Source organism: Pseudomonas sp. GW460-12-10-14-TSB1 (assembly GCF_017349775.1).
Classification (GTDB): Bacteria; Pseudomonadota; Gammaproteobacteria; order Pseudomonadales; family Pseudomonadaceae; genus Aquipseudomonas; species Aquipseudomonas piscium.
This window is the reverse complement of record NZ_JACNAC010000028.1, coordinates 60,484-78,297: the sequence shown is the minus strand read 5'-3', so window position 1 is coordinate 78,297 and position 17,814 is coordinate 60,484. Positions and strand designations below refer to the sequence as shown.

Genomic DNA, 17,814 nt, shown 5'->3' with positions numbered 1-17,814 from the left:
GCGGTGACTGGTCTGGCGCTTTCGCGGGCAATCGAGCGTCGACCGGCCGCTCCTACAGAAGAATGCGCGCGTCTGTAGGAGCGAGCGGGCGGCGATCCGACTTGCCCGCGAATCGGCGGCTCTGCCAGCACCGAGGCAATGGACATTGCACAGGCAAAAAATCCTCTTTCACGCTGAGCTGATTCGACCTCCCCCACCCGCTTCGCCGCCGTCACCCGGCTGTCACACACATCTGCTGTGCTGGCGCGCATTGCTTCTTCGCCAAAGGATCGCGGCCATGTTCTCAGTGCTCAAACCCCACCGATGGAAACTCGCCACCCTGCTGCTGGCGGCCAATCTCGGCCTGCTCCTGCACCTGGCCTGCGGCGAGTTGAAGGCGGTCAGCGAATGGGTCTGGCTGGACATCGTCGGCGAAGGCGGCACCGCCCTGCTGGCCCTGATCTGGCTCGGCCTGGTGCTGAAAAGCCGCCCGGCGGGACGGGTCACCAACTACCTGGCGCTGGGCCTGAGCTGCATCTTCTTCTCCTGGTGGATCGACAGCCTCGACGAGTTCATCCGCCTGCCCGACAGCATCACCTGGGACCACTGGCTGGAGTCCGGGCCGATGCCAGTGGGCATGGTCCTGCTGACCATCGGCATCTACCACTGGCACCGCGAACAGCTGGCGATCAGCGCACAGATGGAAAAACGCGAGCGGCTGTTCCGCGAGCACCGGCTGTTCGACAAGCTCACTCCGCTGGGCGGCGCCGACTACCTCAAGCGCCAGCTGGCCGACAGCCTGCAGGACAGCCAGCGCCAGCAGCAGCCGCTGTCGCTGCTGGCCCTGGACCTGGACAACTTCGCCGCGCTCAACCAGGACTTCGGCCATGCCGAGGGCGACGCGGTGCTGCAGGCGCTGAGCCATTTGCTGCTGCTCAACCTGCGTCGCCAGGACCTGCTCTGCCGGCTGGCCGGCGACCGCTTCGTGGTGCTGCTGCCGAACACCGGCGAAAGCCAGGCGTGGCTGCTGGCCCAGGAGCTGCGCCAGGCAGTGCAGAGCCTGGCGCACAAAAGCCGCCAGCACGGCGAACGCTTGCAGCTCTCAGCCTGCACCGCGGTGGTGATGGCCCTCGACGAGACCCCGGAAGTCCTGCTCAAGCGCCTCAACCTGGCCCTGGCCCGGGCCAAGCAGCCGCTGGCGAAAAGCGCCTGAGGCCCGGCCATGACCCTGAAAACCCGTTGGTACGAGAACGACAGCCGTTTCATTCCCGGGCATTACCAGCCGGCCTGCCTGATCGACCTGGCACTGTCGCGGGACATCGACAGCCATCGCCTGCTGCGCGGCACCGGGCTGTTCCACGAGGACATCCTGGCCGGCCAGACCCGCCTCAGCCCGCAGCAGTTTCTCGGCCTGATCGGCAACAGCCGGCGCCTGCTGGACGCCGACGACAGCAGCTTCCTGTTCGGCCAGCGCCTGCTGCCCGGGCACTACGGCGCCGCCAGCCACGCCCTGCGCCATGCGCAGAACCTGCACCAGGCCCTCGACACCCTGGTGCAGCAACAGGCGCTGCTCAGCCCGCTGGCCAGCCCGCGTTTGCTGCTGGATGACAGGCACGCCTACTTCTACTGGCTGGACAGCTGCGGCGCCGGCGAACAGTGGCGCTTCCTGCTGGAGGCCAGCATGACCTCGCTGGTGGCCATGAGTCAGTGGCTGAGCGGCCAGCGCCTGCCCTGGGAATGCAGCTTCAGCCATGCCGAGCCGCGTTATGTCGAGCAGTACTGGGTGCACCTGAGCGAGCACACCCAGTTCAAGCGGCCCATGGACCTGATGCGCATCCCCCGTGAATTCCTCACCCAGCCCTGGCCCAACGCCTCGGCCACCGCCGGCCAGGTGGCGCGCCAGGAAGCCCTGGGCCAGCTCGAGCACCTGGGTTTTGCCTCAAGCTTTCTCGACTGCGTCTACCGCTACCTGCAAGCCCAGGTGCGCCAGGCACCGAGCCTGGAGCAGACGGCCCAGGCCTTTGGCATGAGCCCGGCCACCCTCAAGCGCAAGCTGCACAAGCACGACAGCGGTTTCCAGCAGCAGGCGGACCTGGTGCGCAAGCACGTGGCGCTGTACCTGTACCGGATCAAGGGCCTGAGCAACGAGGAAGTCGCCGAGTACCTGAGCTTCAACGACGCGGCGAATTTCCGCCGCTCATTCAAACGCTGGACCGGCAGCACACCCAAGCTGATCCGCCAATTGTTCAGCGCCGGTTGAAACAAAGGCTGTTTTTCCAAGGGAAAAAGCGGCTACTCTTGGCCCAAAGAACCACACCATCACACCTCTGCTGCACGACTTTCCGCCATTTTGGCCCAGCTTTTTGCTAAAGACCCGAGACATCAAGGCGTATACCCGTAGAAACAAGCCTTGAAGACCCGTCTCGCCCGTCAGCGCCGGTACGCTATCCAGCCCGCCGGTGCATTGCCCATTGCCATTACGGAATAGAGTCATGACCACAGCCCATCTGTTGAACACGCTGTTTCCCGTCGCCGCCGACATCCCCGAGCAGTACCGCCTGGACGGCCAGGTCGAGCAACGCGAGTACCTGGTCGACGGTCAATTGCAGACCTGGAACGGGCCCCTGGCCCGGGTGCGCAGCCCGGTGTACCTGGACACCGCCAATGGCGACGAACAAGTGATTCTCGGCAGCACCCCGCTGCTCGACGCCGACACCGCGCTGACCGCCCTCGACGCCGCCGTGCGCGCCTATGACCGAGGCCAGGGCGCGTGGCCGACGATGCGCGTGGCCGAACGCATCCAGCACGTCGAAGCCTTCCTCGGGCGCATGCGCGAACAGCGCTCGGCGGTGGTCAAGCTGCTGATGTGGGAAATCGGCAAGAACCTCAAGGACTCGGAAAAAGAGTTCGACCGCACCTGCGACTACATCGTCGACACCATCAACGCCCTCAAGGAACTCGACCGCCGCTCCAGCCGCTTCGAGCTGGAGCAGGACACCCTCGGCCAGATCCGCCGCGTGCCACTGGGCGTGGCCCTGTGCATGGGCCCGTACAACTACCCGCTGAACGAGACCTTCACCACCCTGATCCCGGCGCTGATCATGGGCAACACCGTGGTGTTCAAGCCGGCCAAGTTCGGCGTGCTGCTGATCCGCCCGTTGCTGGAAGCCTTCCGCGACAGCTTCCCGGCCGGGGTGATCAACGTGATCTACGGCAGCGGCCGGGAAACCGTCAGCGCCCTGATGGCCAGCGGCAAGATCGATATCTTCGCCTTTATCGGCACCAACAAGGCCGCCAGCGACCTGAAGAAACTGCACCCCAAGCCGCACCGCCTGCGCGCGGCCCTGGGCCTGGACGCGAAAAACCCCGGCATCGTGCTGCCGGAGGTGGACCTGGATAACGCGGTCAACGAGGCGATCACCGGCTCGCTGTCGTTCAACGGCCAGCGCTGCACCGCGCTGAAAATCCTCTTCGTCCATGAAACCCTGGTCGATGCCTTCATCGAGAAATTCAACGCCAAGCTGCTCAGCCTCAAACCCGGCATGCCGTGGGAACCGGGAGTGGCGCTGACGCCGCTGCCGGAGTCGGGCAAGGTCGATTACCTGCATGCTCTGGTGGCCGACGCCATCGACAAGGGCGCCAAGGTGGTCAACCCCGGCGGCGGCGAAGCGCGGGCGTCGTTCTTCTACCCGGCGGTGCTGTACCCGGTGAACAGCCAGATGCGCGTGTACCAGGAAGAGCAGTTCGGGCCGGTGGTGCCGATCGTGCCGTATCGCGACCTGGAAACCGTGATCGACTACGTCCTGGAATCGGACTTCGGCCAGCAGCTGAGTATCTTCGGCACCCAACCGGCACAAGTCGGGCGGCTGGTGGACGCCTTCGCCAACCAGGTCGGGCGGATCAACCTCAACGCCCAGTGCCAGCGCGGCCCGGACACCTACCCGTTCAACGGGCGCAAGAACTCCGCCGAAGGCACGCTGTCTGTGCATGACGCGTTGCGCACCTTCTCGATCCGCACCCTGGTGGCCACCAAGTTCCAGGAGAGCAACAAAGAGTTGATCAGCGACATCATCCGTAACCGCGAGTCGAGCTTCCTGACCACCGATTACATTTTCTAGAAATGGAGAACACCCTCTGGGCCTGCTGAACTCCTGGCGATCCTTGCGCCTGCCACCGCTGTTGCGTCGATTCCTGCTCCCGGTACTGGACCCGTATCGGCGCTACCGCTACGCCAAGCTGATCCATGCGGTGCGCGTGGCCCTGGGGTTGCTGGCCACCATCGCGCTGACCACCGGCCTCAACCTGCCTCACGGCGAATGGGCGTCGGTGACCATGCTGGTGGTGATCGGCGGCTTGCAGCACCACGGCAATATCGGCAAGAAAGCCGCGGAACGGGCCATCGGTACCCTGATCGGCGCGGGCGTCGGCCTGGTGCTGGTGGTGCAGCAGGCTTACCTGGGCATGTCCTGGCTGACCTACCTGGGGATGTCGGTGGTGTGCGGGTATTTCTCCTATCACGCCATCGGCAAGGGCGGTTACACCGCGCTGCTGGCGGCGATCACTGTGTTCATCGTCGCCGGCCATGGCGACAACCACGTCAGCGATGGCCTGTGGCGCACGGTGGACATCCTCATCGGCATCGCCCTGGCCCTGGCCTTCTCCTTCGCCATTCCGCTGTATGCGGTGTATTCCTGGCGCTACAACCTGGCCAGCGCCTTGCGCGACTGCGCCACCCTTTACGAACGCATCATCGGCGGCCAGTCGGTGACCGACGATGAGCACCTGAAGTTGCTCGGGCGCCTCAACAGCACCCTGCTGCAACTGCGCTCGCTGATGCCCTCGGTGTCCAAGGAAGTGCGGATCTCCATGACCGAACTGGACGCCATCCAGCGCAACCTGCGCATGTGCTTCAGCACCCTGGAAATCCTCGGCAATACCCGGCCGAACCTCAGCGACCCACAGGCTCGCGAGCAACTGCAACAGGTGCTCAAGCAAGAGCATCGGCAGGTGCGCATCCAACTGGTGGGCATGGCCCGCGCCCTGCAATCCGGCGCCACCAGACGCCTGGGACGGCCTCTGGATGGCCCGCCCTCCTCGACCCTCGACACCTCGGTCTACAGCGCGCTGGACGGCTACCGCCTGTTGACCCGGCAATTGGTGGCCAACCTCAACGAGATGCGCCAGCGCCTGGCGAAAAGCGCGGAGCATTGGAAGATCTGAGGGCCCTGCGCCTGCCGCCAAACGGCGCCTGCTAGAACAACTCGCTGAACGGAATGAACCGTGCCGGCTCCCCGGCCCGCAAGGTGCTGCCCTCGAGAATCTCCACCAGCCCATCGGCCCAGGAAGCGCCCAGCAACACCCCGGAACTCTGGTTCGGATAAAGCACGGCGCGCCCCTCTTCCAGCCTGGCCCGCAGGTACTCGCGGCGGCTACCCGCTTTCGGCCAGTCGAAACCGACGCTGACCGGGAAGCTCAATGGCATCACCTCCTCGACACCCTGGATGCGCAACAGGTAAGGCCGGGCCAGCAGGCCAAAGGTCACCAGGGCCGAGGTCGGGTTGCCGGGCAGGCCGATCACCGGCACCCTGCCGAAGCGTCCGACGGTCAGCGGCTTGCCGGGTTTTATCGCGAGCTTCCAGAACACCGGGGTGGCGCACTCGCGCAGCACCTGGCCGAGGCAATCGGCGTCGCCGGCGGACACGCCGCCGGTGGTCAGGATCAGGTCCGCCGCGCACTGCAGCTGCTCCAGGCGCAGCCGGGTCTGCTGTGGCTGGTCGGGGAGAATCCCGGCATCGATCACCTCGCAGCCCAGGGCACTCAACCAGTGGCTGAGCAGGGTGCGATTGCTGTTGTAGATGCAGCCGGGGCGCAAGGGCGTACCCGGCTCGGCCAGCTCGTCGCCGGTGGACAGCAATGCCACCCGTGGTCGCCGCACCAGCGGCAGATGGGTACAGCCCTGGGCCGCGGCGATGGCCAGCTCGAAGGGCCCCAGGCGTTTGCCGGCGCGCAGCAGCACTTGCCCGGCACGGTTCTCCTGGCCTTGGGCACGGATATTCTGGCCGGCCTTCAGCGGCTGCTTGAAGCGGATGCGACCGTCGTCGAGCGGCTCGACGTTCTCTTGCATCTCGATGCTGTTGGCGCCCGGAGGCAGCGGCGCGCCGGTAAAGATTCGCGCGCAGCTGCCCGGCAGCAATGGCTCAGGGGTCTGGCCGGCGAAAATGCGTTGCGACACCGCCAGCGGCTGCCCGTCCCAGCCATCGAGGTTCAAGGCATAGCCGTCCATGGCGCTGTTCGGCCAAGGCGGCAGATCCAGGGTCGCCACCAGGTCGCTGGCCAACACCCGTTGCCGCGCCTCGCCCAGCGCCACCGGCTCGCTGTCCTGCAAGCGTTGCGCCTCGGCCATGGCCAGCAGCCGGGCGATGGCCTCCTCCACCGGCATCAGCGGTGAGGGGCTCATCCGCGGGTCCCGCAGGCTTGCACCTGCTTGAGGTGCGGCACGAAATTGCACGGCCGGTGGCGGGCGTCCAGCTGCTCGGCGAGGATGCCTTCCCAGGCGGTCCGGCAGGCGCCCGTGGAGCCCGGCAGGCAGCACACCAGGGTGCCATTGGACAGCCCGGCCAGGGCCCGGCTCTGCACGGTGGAGGTGCCGATATCGAGGATGGAGATCGCCCGGAACAGTTCGCCGAAACCGTCGATCCGCTTGTCCAGCAGGCAGCCCACCGCCTCGGGCGTGCTGTCGCGTCCGGTGAAACCGGTGCCACCGGTAATCAGCACCACCTGGATATTTTCATCGGCGATCCACAGCGCGACCTGGGCGCGGATCTTGTACAGGTCATCCTTGAGCAGGTTGCGCTCGCTCAGGCTGTGGCCGGCTTCCAGCAGACGGCTGACGAGCAATTGCCCGGAGGTGTCGGTGGCGTATTCGCGGGTATCGCTGACGGTCAGCACGGCAATATTCAGGGGGACAAACAATGCATCCGATTTCACGCTCATGTCTTTCTCCGGCAGGCAGTCATAAAAACCATCGCCAGAGGCTAAAGCGCTGAAACCGTCAGTGTCTAATCACTCTGGCCGACCACTTTATCGAGCCCATCTATCAAGGCTTTTTTCCCTGGAAAATACGCGCCGGCCCTGGTGAAATCCGCGACCGATAGAGGCTTTTGATTGCCCATTCGATACTTCCGATTGGACTCGCAGGGGCGACAATGAGATCGTCCCGATACCCAACCCGCGTGCCTTGAACCATGACCCCGACCTGCCCCGCTTCCCCTTCGCCCATCCCCTGCTCGGTGCTGCTGCTGGCCGGCGGCCGTGGCGCGCGTATGGGCGGACGGGACAAGGGCCTGCTGCCCTGGCAGGGCAAGCCGCTGATCGCCCATGTGCAGGCGGCGGTCCGGCCCTTCAGCGACGACCTGATCATCTCCTGCAACCGCAACGCCGAGCAGTACCGGGCCTATGCCGACCAACTGGTGGAGGATTCGCAGAAGGATTTCCCGGGCCCGCTGGCGGGCGTCCTCGCCGGCCTGGCGGTGGCGCGTCATCCCTGGCTGTTGGTGTTCGCCTGCGACGCGCCGAAAATCGATGGCGCGCTGATCAGCGCCATGCTGGCAGCGCGCCCCGCCGCGGACTCGGTGCTGATGGTGCAGCAATCCGGTCACTGGCAACCCATGTTCAGCCTGATCCCCAAGGCCTTGCTGGCGAGCCTGCAACAAGACTGGGACGCCGGCGAACGCAGCCTGCAGAGGGCCCTGTCGAAGCACCGGCCGCAGGCCCTGGTCTGCGCCGAGGACGACCCGCGCCTGAGCAACTTCAATACCCCTGAACTACTGTTTTAACAGCGTTTTTCTAACAGCATTTTTTAACAGCTCCGCGTGCCACCGAGCGGGTGCACAGTCTTTTCCTCCAAAGGTCGGATCGGGATGTTCAGGCACTTCGTGCATCCTGGACAGCAACCTTCCCCCTGACATCAAACCCCTTCTTCAACAGGTGCCACCGTGGACATCAAACAACTCAAGTTCCTTATCGCCCTGGATCAGACCCGACACTTCGGCCAGGCCGCAGCGCGCTGCCATATTACCCAGCCGACCCTGTCCATGCGCTTGCGCAATCTGGAGGACGAGCTGGACCTGGTGCTGGTCAAGCGCGGCCAGCGTTTCGAAGGTTTCACCGAGGCCGGCGAACGGGTGCTGGCCTGGGCGCGGACCCTGCTCGCCGCCCATGACGGGCTGTTCGCCGAGGCCGCCGCGTGCCGTGGCCAGCTGGTGGGTAGCCTGCGCCTGGGCCTGGTGCCGTTGAGCAGCTTCAACCCGATCGGCTACGTCCAGGGGCTGTCCCGGAGCTTCCCGGAACTCAAGTTCGCCCTGTCGTCCATGAGCTCGGACCAGATCATCGAAGGCCTGGGCAACAACCAGCTGGACCTGGGGGTGTGTTATCTGGACCACGTGAACCCGAACTACTTCGAGTTTTTCGAGATCGGCGAAACCCGCGTCGGCCTGCTGTACGACACTCGCCACTTCCATTTCGAAGGCAGCGAAATGAGCTGGGAAGAAGCCGCCGAGCTGCCCCTGGGAATGATCAGCAACGGCATGCACTACCGCAAATCCATCGACCTGAGTTTCCGCAGCCGTGGCCTCGACCCGCAGCCGATCCTCGAAAGCGATTCCACCTATCAGCTGTTCCAGGCGATTCACGAAGGCTTCTGCTGCTCGATCATGCCGCTGTCCAGCGGCCTGGAAAACCCGATCGAGAACCTGGCGTTCATCAACCTGCCGGATGCCAGCGTGCTGGCGCCCCTGGGCCTGGTGATGCGCAAGACCGAACCGCGCTCGGCCATCGCCGAAAAGTGCTTTGCCGAAGCCAAGAAACTGTTTGCCGGACAAGAACCAACGGCCGACTAACAGGTGCCGCGCCGCAGGGCGCATCCCTGCCCTACCAGCGGCTGGCGGCCAGTTGGTCGCTCTCCCGGCCATCCACCCAGCGCTCGCCAGATGGCGTTTGCTCTCTCTTCCAGAACGGCGCGCGGGTTTTCAGGTAGTCCATCAGGAAGGCGCAGGCCTCGAAGGCCGCCTGCCGATGGGCGCTGGCGACGCCGACAAACACGATCGGCTCAGCCACCTGCAACAACCCCACCCGATGCACGACCCTGACCCGTTGCAGCGGCCAGCGCTCATTGGCCTCATCGACAATGCGCTGCAACGCGCGCTCGGTCATGCCCGGGTAATATTCGAGGAACAGGCTGCCGACCTGTTCCCCCAGGTTCAGGTCTCGCACATAACCGACGAAGGTCACCACCGCGCCAACGCCGGGGTCCTCGCCGTGCACCTCGCGGTGCAGTCGATCGAGGTCGAAGGCCTCGGCCTGGACATGCACGGTCATGGCTCAGCCCCCGGTGACTTGCGGGAAAAACGCGATCTCGTCGAAGTCCTCGATGGGCGCGTCGAGGTTGCACAGGTCCTGGTTCAGCGCGCACATCAGGCTGTTTTCGCCGAGCACCGCCTGCCAGGTCTCGCCCCTGGCCATCAGCAATGTCCTCAGGTCGCCAACGCTGCGCAACGAATCATCCAGCGCGATCTTCTCGCCGCCGATACCGAGCTGCTCGCGATAACGGGCAAAGTAGTTGATCAGAATCATGCTGTGACTCCCGCTTCAAAGGTGCCCGATCGCCCGCCCTGTTTCTTCAGCAGCTGGATGCTGTCGATGACCATGCCGCGGTCGACCGCCTTGCACATGTCGTAGATAGTCAGCGCGGCCACACTGGCCGCGGTAAGGGCTTCGAGCTCGACACCGGTGCGGCCGTTCAGCCGGCAAGTGGCGACAATCCTGACGCTGTCGGGCTCGACGGCTTTCAGTTCGAGGTGAATCGAGCTGAGCATCAGCGGGTGGCACAGCGGGATGAGCTCATGGGTTTTCTTCGCCGCCATGATGCCCGCGATGCGCGCCACCGCGAACACGTCACCCTTGGGGTGGCCGTTCTGCTGGATCATCTGCAAAGTGGCGGGCCGCATACGCACCCAGGCCTGGGCCTGGGCTTCGCGGTCGGTGGGCTGCTTGTCGCTGACATCGACCATGTTGGCCCGGCCTTCGGCATCCAGGTGAGTCAGGGTGGTGGAGTCGTGGGGCATGGTTATCCTCGCAGCCGGCTGGCTGGGTTGAGTGCTTGATGTTGAACGCATGGATGCCGATCAGCTCAGCACGAAGTCCACCGGCTGCAGCACCGGCGGCAGCTGGGTCGCGCCCAGGGCATCCAGCACCTCGCGCTCGATGGTGCGCACCAGGGCATTGGTCGGCAGGTCGTTCTCGTCCCGGCCGAAGGGGTCTTCCAGCTCGTCGCCAATGGCATCCAGACCGAAGAACGTATAACTGACGATGGCCGTGAAGATCGGCGTCAACCAGCCCAGGGGCTCGGCCATGGCAAAGGGCAGCAGGATGCAGAAGATGTAGCTGGTACGGTGCAGCAACAGCGTGTAGGGAAAAGGCAATGGCGTGCCCTTGATCCGCTCGCAGATGGTCTGGGCGTTGGTCAGGCTGCTCAGGTGATTGGCCAGCAGCGTGTAGCGCCATTCGTTGATCGCTCCGGATTCGGCCAGGGTCGAACACTGTTGGCCGACGTGGCGCAGGATGCTGTCCGGCACGTTGGGCGCCTGGGCCGCCGGCAACCGGCTCAGCCAGGTGCCGGCCGCGCTCGACTCGTCTTCCTGGCGCAGCCTGGCGTTGAGGGCATGGGCGAAGCCGCAGAGGTCGCGCAGGATCTTGCCGCGCTGCCGCGGGTCCTTGATCGCCTGGGTTTCGCGGATCATCGAACGCACCTCCGTCACCAGCGTGCCCAGGGCCTTGCGCGCCTCATACCAGCGGTCGTAGCAGGCGTTGTTGCGAAAGCTCATGAAGATCGACAGCGACAGGCCCAACAAGGTGAAGGGCGTGGCGTTGACCCTGGAGAAATAGGCCGGGTACAGGGTCTCGATAAACACGATCACCGAGGCCAGGAGGGTCACCAGCAGGCTGCGCAGGGCGATGCGCTTGGCGATCGAGCCCTTGAGCGAAATCAGCACATTGATCAGGTTGGGTTTGGATCTGACGATCATCGCAAGACAGCCTTTTTGCAGAGAAAGAAACCGCGCGGATCAGCCGCCGGTCATGTTCATGAACCGCACCACTTGCACCTCGTCATTGAGTTCGAAGTTGTGGCGGTACGGCTTGATTTTCATCGCCTCGACTATTGCCCGCTCCAGGCGCTCCGGCTCCCCCGGATGGCTGCGCAGCACCTGCTTCAGGTCGACCGAATGCTCGTTGCCCAGGCACAGCAGCAGCCGGCCCTCGACGGTCAGCCGCACCCGGTTGCAGGTGGCGCAGAAGTTGTGGCTGTGGGGCGAGATGAACCCCAGGCGAATCTCCGGCGCCTCGGCCAGGCGCCAGTAGCGCGACGGCCCCTGGGTCGATTCGGTGGAGTCGATCAGGGTGTAGCGCTCGGCGATGCGCTCGCGCACCTGGGCGCTGGAAAAGAACGCATCGGCGCGGCTGTGCTCGCTGATCACCCCCAGGGGCATCTCTTCGATAAAGGAGATGTCCAGCCCACGGTCGATGGCAAAACCCACCAGGTCGTTGATCTCATGATCGTTGCGCCCTTTCATCACCACGCAATTGAGCTTGGTGTGCTGGAAACCGGCGGCATTCGCCGCGTCGATACCGGCGATGACCTGGGCCAGGTCGCCGGTGCGGGTCAGCTCGCGAAAGAGCGTGGCATCGAGGCTGTCGATGCTGATGTTCAGGCGCTTGAGCCCGGCCTCGAACAAGGGCGCCGCCAGCTTGCCCAGCTGCGAGCCGTTGGTGGTCATGCACAGCTCGCGCAGCCCCGGCAGCGCGGCGATGCGCCGGCACAGCTCGACGACTCCCGGGCGGATCAGGGGTTCGCCCCCGGTCAGGCGGATTTTCCGGGTGCCCAGGGCGACGAAACTGTGCGCCAGCTGATAGAGCTCCTCCAGGGTCAGGATGCGTTGCCGCGGCAGGAACTGCATGTCTTCGGCCATGCAATACACACAGCGAAAGTCGCAGCGGTCGGTCACCGACATCCGCAGATAGTCGACTCGCCTGGAAAAACCATCCCGCAGGATTCGATCTGACATTACCGCCTCCATCAACACTTCAGGCGTATCGACCCGAGGGCTGTTATTGGAAGGCCACCGTTATATATGGGGCCCTGTTGCGGCAAGACTAAGTTCAATTAAAAGCGCCGTCTAATCGCTATTAACAACCGGTTGATCAATAGGATCTATCAAGCAGGAAAGCGCCTGAAAGCACGCCACCTTAAACAAATAATCCATTGATTTATTTTGCTTTTTTCCTTGATAGAGGATCTCGATCATCTGGTCATTAATAGCGATTAGACAGGTACTTCACGGCCAACATAGGCTTGTTCCCGTAGTACTTGAGCGGCACCCGTGAAGTGAATAAATGCGCATGCCTTATAACTGGCTGCAAATAAAAGCGCATTTAACCGCACAACAAAACAGTCATGAACAATGACCTGGCAATAGGCACAGCCTACGTGCGATGTCCTGGAGAAGAACCATGAGCGAAGTTGAACGCTACAAACCCTACAAGGGAGCAGCCGCCGGTTGGGGCGCGCTGATTGCCGTGACCAAAAACTGGTTGGGCAGCGAAAACGCCTTCAAGAATATTCGCACCATGCTTAAGACCAACCAGAACGGCGGTTTCGACTGCCCGGGTTGCGCCTGGGGCGAATCGCCGGAAAACGGCATGGTCAAGTTCTGCGAGAACGGCGCCAAGGCGGTCAACTGGGAAGCCACCGGGCGCCTGGTCAACCCGGCTTTCTTCAATAAATACACGGTGTCGGCGCTGGCGGCGCAAAGCGACTACTGGCTCGAATACCAGGGCCGCCTGACCCACCCGATGCGTTACGACGCCAGCCTGGATCGTTACGTCGAAACCAGCTGGGACGATGCCTTCGCCCTGATCGCCAAGCACCTGAACGCTCTGGAGTCGCCCGACCAGGCCGAGTTCTACACCTCGGGCCGGGCCAGCAACGAGGCCGCCTACCTCTACCAGCTGTTCGTGCGCGCCTACGGCACCAACAACTTCCCCGACTGCTCGAACATGTGCCACGAGGCCAGCGGCCTGGGTATGGACGACAGCGTCGGCGTGGGCAAAGGCACGGTGACCTTCGATGACCTGGAGGAAGCCGACGCCATTTTTGTCATCGGCCAGAACCCTGGCACCAACCACCCGCGGATGCTCGAACCGCTGCGCGAAGCGGTGAAGCGTGGCGCCCAGGTGATCTGTTTCAACCCGCTGAAAGAGCGTGGCCTGGAACGCTTCCAGCACCCGCAGCATCCGCTGGAAATGCTCACCAACGGCTCGGAACCCACCTCCTCCGCCTACTTCCGCCCGGCCCTGGGCGGCGACATGGCGGCCATGCGCGGCATCGCCAAGTTCCTCTGGCAATGGGAACGCGAAGCCCTGGCGAACAACGGCGAAGCGGTGTTCGACCGCGCCTTCATCGCCGAACACACCTCGGGCCTGGACGCCTACCTGGCCGAAGTCGACGCCACCAGCTGGGAGCACATCCTCGAACAGTCCGGACTGTCCCTGGAGGACATCGAACTGGCCGCCCGCATGTACCGCAAGGCCAAGCGGGTGATCATGTGCTGGGCCATGGGCGTGACCCAGCACACCCACTCGGTGCTGACCGTGCAGGAAGTGGTCAACGTGCAATTGCTGCGCGGCAATATCGGCCGTCCGGGCGCCGGGCTGTCGCCGGTGCGCGGCCACAGCAACGTGCAGGGCGACCGCACCATGGGCATCAACGAACTGGCCCCCGCCGAGTTGCTCGATGCCCTGGAAGCGCGTTTTGCCTTCAAGGCGCCGCGCGAGCACGGGCACAACACGGTGATGGCGATCGCCGCCATGGAAGAAGGTCGCGCCAAGGTGTTCATCGGCCTGGGGGGCAACTTCGCCCAGGCCACCCCCGACAGCCCGCGCACCCACGCGGCCCTGCGCAACTGCGAGCTGACCGTGCACATCGCCACCAAGCTCAACCGCAGCCATCTGGTCACCGGCCGCGAGGCGCTGATTTTGCCGTGCCTGGGGCGCACCGATATCGACCTGCAAGCCCAGGGCCCGCAAGGCGTCACTGTGGAAGACACCTTCAGCATGGTGCACATTTCCCATGGCCAGTTGAAACCCAAGTCGCCGCTGATGCGTTCGGAACCGGCGATCATCGCCGGGATCGCCAACGCCACCCTGGGCAGCCACCCCATCGACTGGCTCTGGGTGATCGAGGACTACAGCCGGATCCGCAACCTGATCGCCGACACCATTCCCGGCTTCAAGGACTTCAATAAAAAGCTGCTGCACCCCGGTGGTTTCCACCTGGGTAACGACGCCGCCCAGCGCATCTGGAAAACCGCCACCGGCAAGGCCCAGTTCACCCCCGGCGTATTGCCGGAACACCTGGTGAGCAAAGGCGTGCGCGACCTGGAGGTGAAGCCGCAGCTGATCCTGCAGACCATGCGTTCCCACGACCAGTACAACACCACGCTGTATGGCCTGGACGATCGTTATCGCGGGGTCTACGGCATGCGCGACGTGGTGTTCGTCAACGAGCAGGACATTCGCAAGCTGGGCTACGAGCCGGGGCAAAAGGTCGACATGATCTCGCTGTGGGGCGACGGTCGCGAGCGCCGGGTGAGCGGCTTCACCCTGATCGCCTACGACATTCCAGCCGGCCAGGCCGCCGCCTACTACCCGGAAACCAACCCTCTGGTGCCGCTGGAAAGCTACGGCGACCGCACCTTCACCCCGACCTCGAAGTTCATCGCGATCCGCCTTGAACCGGCGCCGGCCAGCAACCTGATCCAGTCCTCCGTCGATTGAACCTGCCCGGGGCGGCGCGCGTCGCCCCGGCCCTTTCGAAACCTGCATTGCCGTTGACCGCGAGCCGCAAGGCTCACCGCGGTCGGCCGGGCTGTGCACAGGTATCGAGCCACTCTGAGGGTATCGTCATGTCAAACCTGGAAGCGCTCGACCTGGCGCGAATCCAATTCGCGTTCACGGTCTCGTTCCACATCATCTTTCCCGCCATCACCATCGGGCTGGCCAGCTTCCTGGCCGTGCTCGAAGGCCTCTGGCTGAAAAGCAATAATTCGGTCTACAAGGACCTGTACCACTTCTGGTCGAAAATCTTTGCCGTCAACTTCGGCATGGGGGTGGTCTCCGGGCTGGTCATGGCCTATGAGTTCGGCACCAACTGGAGCCGTTTCTCGGACTTCGCCGGGAGCATTACCGGGCCCCTGCTGACCTATGAGGTGCTGACCGCGTTTTTCCTCGAGGCCGGTTTCCTCGGGGTGATGCTGTTCGGCTGGAACCGGGTTGGCCGTGGGCTGCACTTCTTCTCCACGGTCATGGTGGCCATCGGCACCCTGATCTCGACCTTCTGGATCCTCGCCTCCAACAGCTGGATGCAGACGCCACAGGGCTTCTCCATCGTCGATGGGCGGATCGTGCCGATGGACTGGTTGGCCATCGTGTTCAACCCGTCGTTCCCCTTCCGCCTGGCGCACATGGCGATCGCCGCGTTCGTCGCCACCGCGTTTTTTGTCGGCTCTTCGGCGGCCTGGCACCTGCTGCGCAAGAACGACACGCCGCAAGTGCGCAAGATGCTGTCGATGGCGATGTGGATGGCCTTGATCGTCGCGCCGATCCAGGCGGTGGTCGGGGATGCCCATGGCCTGAACACCCTGGAACATCAGCCGGCGAAAATCGCCGCCATCGAAGGCCACTGGGAAAACGTCGGCAACCAACCGACGCCGCTGGTGCTGTTCGGCATCCCCGACATGGACGCCGAGAAGACCGGTTACGCAATCGAAGTGCCTTACTTGGGCAGCCTGATCCTGACCCACAGCCTGGACAAGCAGATCCCGGCGCTCAAGAGCTTCCCGAAAGAGGACCGGCCGAACGCGACCATCATCTTCTTCAGCTTCCGGATCATGGCCGGGCTGGGCATGTTGATGATCCTCACCGGCCTGCTCGGCCTGGCCCTGCGCCGCAACGGCGCGCTGTACCGCAACCGGCTGTTCCTGCGCCTGGTGCTGTGCATGGGCCCGACCGGGCTGATCGCCATGCTGGCCGGCTGGATCACCACCGAGGTCGGCCGCCAGCCGTGGGTGGTGTACGGCTTGCAGCGCACCGCCGACGCGGCGTCGAACCACTCGGTCAGCCAACTGAGCATCTCCCTGGCGCTGTTCGTGTTGATCTACTTCTCGGTGTTCACCGTGGGCATCGCCTACATGATGAAGCTGGTCCGCAAGGGCCCGCAGCCCCATCACGATCATCCGCCACAAGGCGGCCCCGGCCAGGACCGCACGCCGCGCCGGCCGTTGTCCGCAGTCTCCGAGACCTTCGCGTCCGGCAACCCTGCCAACTGAACAAGGAGCTTGCCCATGGGCATTCAAGGTATAGATCTGTCGTTGATCTGGGGCGTGATCATCGCCTTCGGGGTGATGATGTACGTCATCATGGATGGCTTCGACCTGGGACTGGGGATCCTCTTCCCGTTGATCCCGGATGCGCAGGAGCGTGATGTGATGATGAACACCGTGGCGCCGGTCTGGGACGGTAACGAGACCTGGCTGATCCTCGGCGGCGCGGCGCTGTACGGGGCCTTTCCGCTGGCCTATTCGGTGATTCTCGAAGCCTTGTACCTGCCGCTGATTTTCATGCTGGCCGGCTTGATCTTCCGCGGCGTGGCCTTTGAGTTCCGCTTCAAGGCCAGCCCGGAAAAGCGTCATATCTGGGACATGGCGTTCATCGGCGGCTCGCTGCTGGCGACCTTCTGCCAGGGCATAGTGATTGGCAGCTATATCGCCGGGATCCCGGTGGTCAATCGCCAGTTCGCCGGCGGCAACCTCGACTGGCTGGCGCCGTTCCCGCTGTTCTGCGGCCTGGGCCTGATCGTCGCCTACGCGCTGTTGGGCAGCACCTGGCTGCTGGTCAAGACCGAAGGCATGCTCGAATCGCGGATGCGCCACTACACCCGGCCGCTGGCGTTCGTGCTGATGGCGGTGGTCGCGGCGCTTTGTGTGTGGACGCCTGTGCTGCATCCGGAGATCGCCAGCCGCTGGTTCACCCATGCGCATATCCTGGTCTTCGGCGCTCTTGTAGTTCTCGCGCTGCTGGCGCTGTTCGGGCTGCTGCGCACCTTGCGCCAGCATCACTCGCACTGGCCGTTCGTGTTCACCCTGGCGCTGGTATTCCTTGGCTACATCGGCCTGGCCTTCAGCATCTGGCCGAATATCGTGCCGCCTTCCATCAGTCTGTGGCAGGCCGCATCGCCCCCGTCCAGCCAGCTGTTCATCCTGATCGGCACCCTGTTCATCCTGCCGATCATCCTGATGTACACCTGCTGGAGCTACTACGTGTTCCGCGGCAAAGTGAGGATCGGCGATGGTTACCATTGACAGCGAAACCCTTCACACCCCTGCCAGGCTGAGGCCTTTCTACCAGCAGGTGGCGCAGCTGAGCCTGCTGTTCCTCGGCGGGCTGCTCATGCTGGCCGCCGCCACCGCACTGATGATGGAGTTGGCTTATGGAAGGCTCTGAGGTATCGAGCACTGAAGGTCCGGCTGCCCCCTGGTATCGGCGGCTGGCGTGGCTGGTGGGCATCTGGTTTGGCAGTGTGCTGGCCTTGGGTGCAGTGGCCAGTCTGCTGCGGCTGATGATGCAGATGGCCGGGATGAGCAGTCACTGATTGCTGGCCGCACCGGTGAAGGTCCGGCGCTTTTTGGGGCGCCGGCGCCTTTCCCGGTTTGTGGTTTCAATCAG

At 64.0% G+C, this 17,814-nt stretch carries 18 protein-coding genes; 11 read left to right on the top strand and 7 right to left on the bottom strand.

The genetic code is table 11. From position 1 onward, the window contains the following. Positions 1 to 277: 277 nt before the first annotated feature. The 4 genes from J4D52_RS17495 to J4D52_RS17480 all read left to right on the top strand — a co-directional run bounded on the left by J4D52_RS17495 (position 278) and on the right by J4D52_RS17480 (position 5,199). A complete protein-coding gene (locus tag J4D52_RS17495; RefSeq protein WP_102678087.1) occupies positions 278 to 1,192 on the top strand; it encodes a GGDEF domain-containing protein in 915 nt (304 codons plus the stop codon). Positions 1,193 to 1,201: 9 nt separating this feature from the next. Then, a complete protein-coding gene (locus J4D52_RS17490) occupies positions 1,202 to 2,239 on the top strand; it encodes an AraC family transcriptional regulator (protein ID WP_102678086.1) in 1,038 nt (345 codons plus the stop codon). A gap of 232 nt (positions 2,240 to 2,471) precedes the next feature. Beyond that, a complete protein-coding gene (locus J4D52_RS17485) occupies positions 2,472 to 4,097 on the top strand; it encodes an NADP-dependent glyceraldehyde-3-phosphate dehydrogenase (RefSeq protein ID WP_063431918.1) in 1,626 nt (541 codons plus the stop codon). Between the two features lie 61 nt (positions 4,098 to 4,158). Next, the gene (locus J4D52_RS17480) at positions 4,159 to 5,199 is read left to right on the top strand and encodes an FUSC family protein (RefSeq protein ID WP_063432170.1); all 1,041 of its coding nucleotides are present in this window, start codon (positions 4,159 to 4,161) and stop codon (positions 5,197 to 5,199) included. A 31-nt stretch (positions 5,200 to 5,230) separates the two neighbouring features. Here the strand turns inward: J4D52_RS17480 and glp are convergent, their stop codons facing one another. Together glp and moaB are read right to left on the bottom strand one after the other, a co-directional pair. Beyond that, positions 5,231 to 6,436, bottom strand: coding sequence for a gephyrin-like molybdotransferase Glp (gene glp, locus J4D52_RS17475; RefSeq protein ID WP_102678085.1), 1,206 nt, complete (start codon positions 6,434 to 6,436; stop codon positions 5,231 to 5,233). Continuing rightward, entirely contained in the window at positions 6,433 to 6,972 is a 540-nt protein-coding gene (moaB, locus tag J4D52_RS17470) for a molybdenum cofactor biosynthesis protein B (protein WP_102678084.1), read from the bottom strand. Before moaB ends, glp begins: the two co-directional genes overlap by 4 nt. A 251-nt stretch (positions 6,973 to 7,223) precedes the next feature. Here moaB and mobA point away from each other — a divergent pair, with 251 nt between their 5' ends. Then, complete coding sequence (mobA, locus tag J4D52_RS17465) at positions 7,224 to 7,814, top strand: molybdenum cofactor guanylyltransferase MobA (RefSeq protein WP_102678083.1); 591 nt, start codon at positions 7,224 to 7,226, stop codon at positions 7,812 to 7,814. Between the two features lie 159 nt (positions 7,815 to 7,973). Further along, positions 7,974 to 8,876 carry a LysR family transcriptional regulator gene (locus J4D52_RS17460; protein ID WP_063431924.1) on the top strand — a complete coding sequence of 301 codons (903 nt, stop codon included), beginning with the start codon at positions 7,974 to 7,976 and terminating at the stop codon, positions 8,874 to 8,876. Between the two features lie 31 nt (positions 8,877 to 8,907). On the opposite strand, the gene moaE is transcribed toward J4D52_RS17460, so the two are convergent. Genes moaE through moaA form a run of 5 tightly spaced genes read right to left on the bottom strand, consistent with a single transcriptional unit; the run spans position 8,908 to position 12,098 of the window. Continuing rightward, positions 8,908 to 9,354, bottom strand: coding sequence for a molybdopterin synthase catalytic subunit MoaE (gene moaE / locus J4D52_RS17455; protein WP_102678082.1), 447 nt, complete (start codon positions 9,352 to 9,354; stop codon positions 8,908 to 8,910). A gap of 3 nt (positions 9,355 to 9,357) precedes the next feature. Then, positions 9,358 to 9,609 (bottom strand): molybdopterin converting factor subunit 1, encoded by a 252-nt coding sequence (gene moaD, locus J4D52_RS17450; RefSeq protein WP_102678081.1) that lies wholly within the window; start codon positions 9,607 to 9,609, stop codon positions 9,358 to 9,360. Beyond that, on the bottom strand, positions 9,606 to 10,100 hold the full coding sequence (gene moaC / locus J4D52_RS17445) for a cyclic pyranopterin monophosphate synthase MoaC (RefSeq protein WP_102678080.1): 495 nt from the start codon (positions 10,098 to 10,100) through the stop codon (positions 9,606 to 9,608). Before moaC ends, moaD begins: the two co-directional genes overlap by 4 nt. A gap of 60 nt (positions 10,101 to 10,160) precedes the next feature. Continuing rightward, a complete protein-coding gene (locus tag J4D52_RS17440) occupies positions 10,161 to 11,060 on the bottom strand; it encodes a bestrophin family protein (protein WP_102678079.1) in 900 nt (299 codons plus the stop codon). A 39-nt stretch (positions 11,061 to 11,099) separates the two neighbouring features. Continuing rightward, entirely contained in the window at positions 11,100 to 12,098 is a 999-nt protein-coding gene (gene moaA / locus J4D52_RS17435) for a GTP 3',8-cyclase MoaA (protein ID WP_102678078.1), read from the bottom strand. A gap of 445 nt (positions 12,099 to 12,543) precedes the next feature. On the opposite strand from moaA, the gene J4D52_RS17430 reads away from it, so the two are divergent. The 5 genes from J4D52_RS17430 (at position 12,544) to J4D52_RS17410 (ending at position 17,740) form a co-directional block, all read left to right on the top strand. Next, positions 12,544 to 14,868: an FdhF/YdeP family oxidoreductase gene (locus J4D52_RS17430; RefSeq protein WP_102678077.1), complete on the top strand. Its 2,325-nt coding sequence runs from the start codon at positions 12,544 to 12,546 to the stop codon at positions 14,866 to 14,868. A gap of 128 nt (positions 14,869 to 14,996) precedes the next feature. Beyond that, positions 14,997 to 16,418: a cytochrome ubiquinol oxidase subunit I gene (locus tag J4D52_RS17425; RefSeq protein ID WP_102678076.1), complete on the top strand. Its 1,422-nt coding sequence runs from the start codon at positions 14,997 to 14,999 to the stop codon at positions 16,416 to 16,418. 15 nt (positions 16,419 to 16,433) lie between these two features. Beyond that, positions 16,434 to 17,450, top strand: a complete 1,017-nt coding sequence (gene cydB, locus J4D52_RS17420) for a cytochrome d ubiquinol oxidase subunit II (protein ID WP_063431945.1) — start codon at positions 16,434 to 16,436, stop codon at positions 17,448 to 17,450. Then, positions 17,437 to 17,592, top strand: a complete 156-nt coding sequence (locus tag J4D52_RS17415; protein WP_164485781.1) for a hypothetical protein — start codon at positions 17,437 to 17,439, stop codon at positions 17,590 to 17,592. Before cydB ends, J4D52_RS17415 begins: the two co-directional genes overlap by 14 nt. Continuing rightward, positions 17,579 to 17,740, top strand: coding sequence for a DUF2474 domain-containing protein (locus J4D52_RS17410; protein WP_081251669.1), 162 nt, complete (start codon positions 17,579 to 17,581; stop codon positions 17,738 to 17,740). Before J4D52_RS17415 ends, J4D52_RS17410 begins: the two co-directional genes overlap by 14 nt. Positions 17,741 to 17,814: the final 74 nt, after the last annotated feature.